Annotated in this window: 7 protein-coding genes; 5 read left to right on the forward strand and 2 right to left on the reverse strand. The window is 70.9% G+C overall.

Features of this window, described 5'->3' with window-relative positions; translation table 11 throughout:
- Positions 1-280: LLM class flavin-dependent oxidoreductase (locus IV088_RS23970; protein ID WP_291106953.1), on the reverse strand; the 280-nt coding region annotated here is incomplete at its 3' end.
- A 146-nt stretch (positions 281-426) separates the two neighbouring features.
- Here IV088_RS23970 and IV088_RS23975 point away from each other — a divergent pair.
- The 3 genes from IV088_RS23975 to IV088_RS23985 all read left to right on the forward strand — a co-directional run bounded on the left by IV088_RS23975 (position 427) and on the right by IV088_RS23985 (position 2849).
- Positions 427-1530, forward strand: a complete 1104-nt coding sequence (locus IV088_RS23975; RefSeq protein ID WP_291106955.1) for an alkene reductase — start codon at positions 427-429, stop codon at positions 1528-1530.
- Between the two features lie 447 nt (positions 1531-1977).
- Positions 1978-2388, forward strand: coding sequence for a SirB2 family protein (locus IV088_RS23980; RefSeq protein WP_291106957.1), 411 nt, complete (start codon positions 1978-1980; stop codon positions 2386-2388).
- Positions 2385-2849 (forward strand): YbaN family protein, encoded by a 465-nt coding sequence (locus IV088_RS23985; protein WP_291106959.1) that lies wholly within the window; start codon positions 2385-2387, stop codon positions 2847-2849. Before IV088_RS23980 ends, IV088_RS23985 begins: the two co-directional genes overlap by 4 nt.
- Before the next feature lie 21 nt (positions 2850-2870).
- On the opposite strand, the gene IV088_RS23990 is transcribed toward IV088_RS23985, so the two are convergent.
- Positions 2871-3797, reverse strand: a complete 927-nt coding sequence (locus tag IV088_RS23990; RefSeq protein ID WP_291106961.1) for a LysR family transcriptional regulator — start codon at positions 3795-3797, stop codon at positions 2871-2873.
- A 127-nt stretch (positions 3798-3924) separates the two neighbouring features.
- On the opposite strand from IV088_RS23990, the gene IV088_RS23995 reads away from it, so the two are divergent.
- Positions 3925-4884 carry a tripartite tricarboxylate transporter substrate binding protein gene (locus IV088_RS23995; protein ID WP_291106962.1) on the forward strand — a complete coding sequence of 320 codons (960 nt, stop codon included), beginning with the start codon at positions 3925-3927 and terminating at the stop codon, positions 4882-4884.
- Positions 4885-5012: 128 nt separating this feature from the next.
- The coding region (locus IV088_RS24000; RefSeq protein ID WP_291106964.1) for a PrpF domain-containing protein at positions 5013-5190 on the forward strand (178 nt) is incomplete at its 3' end.

The following is a 5190-nucleotide window of genomic DNA, read 5'->3' on the forward strand; positions in this document are numbered from 1 at the left end:
CGGCCACCACCAGCGGCGCGTGGTTGGGCAGCATCACGCCGCCCGAGCCCACGCGGATGCGCTGCGTGGCGCCGGCCACATGGCCCACCAGCACGGCTGTGGCCGAGCTGGCGATGCCGCTCATGTTGTGGTGCTCGGCCAGCCAGTAGCGGGTGAAGCCCAGCGCCTCGGCGTGCTGGGCAGTGCGGCGGGCGATGGCCAGCGCGTCGGCCACCGTGCCGCCCTCGCGCACGGCCACCAGATCGAGCAGGGAGAGGCGGATGTCTTGCAAAGCTGTCATGCGCCCGATTGTCTGCCTTTGCGCACCCGGTCGCAGGACGCCCCGGGGATGCCCGTGGTGCGCCGGGCTCTGTGCGCCGGGCGCCGGCACGCCCACCGTTTTCCGCGTAGTCTGTGCGTTCCCGTGTCTACCCGATCCGATCCCACATGACCTCCCTCTTCGACCCCCTCCAGGCCGGTGGCCTGCACCTCGCCAACCGCATCGTCATGGCCCCGCTCACGCGCAACCGCGCGCCCGACGCCATCCCCACGCCGCTGATGGCCGAGTACTACGCCCAGCGCGCCAGCGCGGGCCTGCTGATCACCGAGGCCACCGCCATCACCCAGCAAGGCCAGGGCTACGCCGACGTGCCCGGCCTGTACGGCACCGAGCAGCTCGACGGCTGGAAGCGCGTGACGAAAGCCGTGCACGACGCGGGCGGCACGATCGTCACCCAGCTCTGGCACGTCGGCCGCGTCTCGCACACCGACCTGCAACCCCACTTCGGCAAGCCGGTCGCTCCCTCGGCGATCCGCGCCCACACCAAGACCGTGCTGATCAAGGACGGCGTGCCGACCTTCGTCGACACCTCCGAGCCGCGCGCGCTCGACGCCGAAGAGATCCCCGGCATCGTGCAGGACTACCGCCATGCCGCGCTCAACGCCATCGCGGCAGGCTTTGACGGGGTGGAGATCCACGCCGCCAACGGCTACCTGATCGACCAGTTCCTCAAGACCGGCAGCAACCAGCGCAAGGACGACTACGGCGGCAGCGTCACCAACCGCGCGCGCCTGCTGCTCGAAGTGGTGGCCGCCGTGACCGACGCCATCGGCGGCGCGCGCACCGGCATCCGGCTCTCGCCGGTGACCCCGGCCAACGACGTGGTGGACGCCGACCCGCAGCCGCTGTTCGACCACGTGGTGCGCAAGCTCGCGCCCTACCAGCTGGCCTACGTGCACCTGATCGAAGGCGCCACCGGCGGCCCGCGCGAACTGCCAGACCGCCCGTTCGACTACGCCGGGCTCAAGGCCAGCTACCGCGCGGCCGGCGGCCAGGGCGCCTGGATGGTGAACAACGGCTACGACCTGACGCTGGCCCAGCAGGCGCTGGCCGATGGCGCCGACCTCGTGGCCTTCGGCAAAACCTACATCGCCAACCCCGACCTGGTGGCCCGCCTGCGCGCGGGCGGCCCGTTCAACGCCCCCGACAAAGCCACGTTCTACGGTGGCGGCGCAAAGGGCTACACCGACTACCCGCCGCTGGAAGGGTAAGAGCCCCCACGCTCCGCCGCTGCGCGGGTCGCTGCCCCCCGAGGGGGCTGGGCCTGCCTTGGGGCGGCCCGGCGGCTGGCCCGTTGAGCCCCCACGCTCTACCGCTGCGCGGGTCGCTGCCCCCCCGAGGGGGCTGGGCCTGCCTTGGGGCGGCCCGGCGGCTGGCCCGTTGATCCCCCACGCTCCACCGCTGCGCGGGTCGCTACCCCCCCGAGGGGGCTGATCCGGCTTGGGGCGGCCCGGCGGCTGGCCCGTTGAGCCCCCACGCTCCACCGCTGCGCGGGTCGCTGCCCCCCGAGGGGGCTGATCCGGCTTGGGGCGGCCCGGCGCCGGATCGCTGGCCCCCACGCTCCGCCACTGCCCGGGTCGTTGCCCCCAAGCGTCCCGCGCCTTCGTCGGCGCGGACAGGGGTTGCGCCGATGCGCGGCGACCTATGATGCGCAAACCATGCCATCCCCCGAATGGGTCGCCGCCCTCTACCCCTGGCTCCTGCCGCTGCACATCACCCTCGTGACGCTCAGCGTGTCGCTGTTCGCGGCACGGGGCGCCGGCGTGCTGGCCGGGCTGGCCTGGCCGATGCAGGCCTGGGCACGTGGCCTGAGCCCGGTGATCGACTCGCTGCTGCTGCTCGCGGGCGGCTCGCTGTGGTGGCTGCGGCAGCTCAACCCCACGCAGGACCACTGGCTGCTCGCGAAGCTGGTGCTGCTGATCGTCTACATCGTGCTCGGCACGCTCGCGCTCAAGCGGGCGCCGACGCGGATGGCCAAGGCCGGGTGTTTCGTCGCCGCGCTGGCCGTCGTGGGCTTCATGGCCAGCGTCGCAGTGGCGCACCACCCCCTGGGCCTGTTCGCGCCATGAGCGAAGCGCCTGACCGCTCGCCCGCCAGCGCGCACCACAGCCCTCAGGGCGAAGGCCCACCGGTGCGCGAAGCGCCCACGCCCCACCACTCGCGCGTGGTGCGCGGCCTGCTGTGGGTGGCCGGGTCGGTGGCGCTGGTGCTGGGCGTCATCGGCGTGGTGCTGCCGGGCCTGCCGACCACGCCCTTCGTGCTGCTCGCCGCCGCGTGTTACGCCAAGGCCTCGCCGCGCCTGCACGCCTGGCTGCTCAACCACCGGCTCACCGGCCCGATGCTGCGCGACTGGGAGAGCGACCGCAGCCTGACGCGGCGCACCAAGGTGATCGCGGTCGGCTCCATGCTGCTGATGGTGAGTTTCTCCATCTGGAGCTTCCGCCACCGCTGGATCGCGCAGCTGGTGCTGGTGGCGCTGGGCGCCATCGGGGCCTGGGTGGTGCTGCGCATCCCGACCCGCAAGTCCTGACGATCGCCGCTGCGCGCGTGCCTACGCGCTCGCCTTGGTGCGCCGGCGCGGCGGGCCGCTCTGCATCTCGGCGCAGAGGTTGTAGAACTCCTGCGCGGCCGGCGTGAGCACGGTGGAGCGGCGCTTGATCAGCCCCACCATGCGCTTGACCACCGGGTCCACCAGCGGCACGCTGACCAGCAGCGGGTGGTCTTTCCCCGGCATGGCCATCGAGGGCACGACCGCCACGCCCAGCCCCGCTTCCACCAGACCGATCATGGTCGTGCCGTGCCGCGTTTCGTACAGGCTCTGTGGCTGCCCGGCCATGCCCGCCAGCGCCTGGTCCAGCAGCAGGCGGTTGCCCGAGACCTTGTCGGCCGCGATGTAGTCGTGCTGCGCCAGCTCGGCCCAGCGCACCTGGCGCTTTTTGGCCAGCGGGTGGTCGCGCCGGCAGGCCGCGACGAACTGCTCTTCCTTCAGCGGCTTGAACTCCACGTCGGACTCCTGCGAGCCGACAAAATTGAGCCCGAAATCGGCCTCGCCGCGCGCCACCGCCAACAGCACCGCGTTGGCGCTCTCGTCGATGATCTTGATGCGCACGCGCGGGTAGCGCTCGTGGTAACGCGCGATCACACTGGAGAGAAAGTAGTTCACCGCCGAGGGCACGGCCGCGATGGTGACCTCGCCCATGCGCGTGGCCGCCACGCCGCGGATGCCGAGCAGCGTGGTGTCGAGCGCGTCGAGGATCTGGCGCAGCTGGCGGTCGAAATCGCGCCCCACCACCGTCAGGCTGACGCGACGCGTGCTGCGCTCCAGCAGCCGCACGCCCAACGCCTGCTCCAGCTTGTCGATGCGCCGGCTGAACGCGGGCTGCGAGATGTGGACCGACTCGGCGGCCTTGCGGAAGTTGCCGAGTTCGGCCACGGCACGGAAGGCGAACAGGTCGTTGAGATCGAAGTGTGCGGACATGGAAGGGGCCGGACCGGGGGAGTTTTGATTGATGCACATTGTGGATCAATAGATCCCAACTATGCAATTCACAGATGCCTTTGATCGCCGGATGATTCGCTCACTTTCAACCGACAGGAGACAAACCATGAACATCACACGAACCGCGATCACCCTCGCCCTGGCCGCCGCCTTTGCCCCCGCCGCCATGGCCTTCCCCACCAAGACCATCACCATCGTCGTGCCCACCGCCGCCGGTGGCGGCAACGACCTGATGGCCCGCACCATCGCGCAGAAGCTGGGCACGCTGCTGGGCCAGAGCGTGATCGTGGAGAACAAGGCGGGCGCCAACGGCGCGCTGGCCAGTGAGGCCGTGGCGCGCGCCACGCCCGACGGCCACACGCTGATGCTGGGCTACATCGCCACCCACGCCATGAACCCGGCGCTGCAGAAGCTGCGCTACGACCCGGTGACCGACTTCGAACCCGTGGGCCTGGTGGGCTACTCGGGCACGCTGCTGGTGGCCAACGCCGCGACGCCGGTGAAGGACGTGAAGGACCTCGTGGCCCAGCTCAAGGCCAAGCCCGAGCGCTACGTGTACGCCACCGCCGGCAACGGCACGGCGCCGCACTTCGCGGGCGAGCTGTTCAAGATGAACGCGGGCGTGGAGATGATCAGCGTGCCCTACAAGGGCGCGGCGCCGGCGGTGAACGACACCATCGGCGGCCAGACGCAGTTCATGTTCCCCAGCCTGTTCACCGCGCTGCCGCACGTCAAGGGCGGCAAGCTCAAGGCGCTGGCGATCGCCGGCCCCAAGCGCTCCCCGCTGCTGCCCGACGTGCCGACCATGAAGGAGGCCGGCGTGGACGGCGTCGAGGTGCAGCAGTGGTACGCGATCTTCGCGCCGGGCAAGACGCCCAAGGACGTGGTGACCAAGATCAACCAGGCGCTCAACACCGTGCTGACCGACAAGGAGGTGGTCAAGCGCATGGAGGACCACGGCGCCGACGTGGAGACCAGCACGCCCGAGCAGCTGGGTGCCCTGGTCAAGACCGAGCTGGCGAAGTGGAAGGCCGTGGTGGTCAGAGGCAAGCTGACGGCAGATTGAGTCCCCCCGCGCCGCTTCGCGTCACCCCCCAGGGGGGGCGGCACTGGCCGTCTGGCGAAGCCAGCCCGGCGGTGCCCTGGAAAAACGCACAAGCGGATGTGCGCTCCACCCTCACTCTGCACCACGCCATGTCCCTCTCCATCCCTTGTGTCCTGATGCGCGCCGGCACCTCGCGCGGGCCGTTCTTCCTGCGCGACTGGCTGCCCGAAGGCGACGAGGCGCGCGACCAGGCGCTGATCGGCGCCATCGGTGCCTCCGACCCGCTGCAGCTCGACGGCCTGGGCGGCGGCAGCACGCTCAACAGCA

This window comes from Hydrogenophaga sp. (genome assembly GCF_018780075.1).
Classification (GTDB): domain Bacteria; phylum Pseudomonadota; class Gammaproteobacteria; order Burkholderiales; family Burkholderiaceae_C; genus Hydrogenophaga.

Bases quoted from the DNA above. Each gene is read 5' to 3' on its own strand.
- IV088_RS23985 (WP_291106959.1), top strand. From the start codon at position 2,385: ATGAGCGAAGCGCCTGACCGCTCGCCCGCCAGCGCGCACCACAGCCCT.
- IV088_RS23990 (WP_291106961.1), bottom strand. From the start codon at position 3,797: ATGTCCGCACACTTCGATCTCAACGACCTGTTCGCCTTCCGTGCCGTG.
- IV088_RS23995 (WP_291106962.1), top strand. From the start codon at position 3,925: ATGAACATCACACGAACCGCGATCACCCTCGCCCTGGCCGCCGCCTTT.
- IV088_RS23975 (WP_291106955.1), top strand. From the start codon at position 427: ATGACCTCCCTCTTCGACCCCCTCCAGGCCGGTGGCCTGCACCTCGCC.
- IV088_RS23980 (WP_291106957.1), top strand. From the start codon at position 1,978: ATGCCATCCCCCGAATGGGTCGCCGCCCTCTACCCCTGGCTCCTGCCG.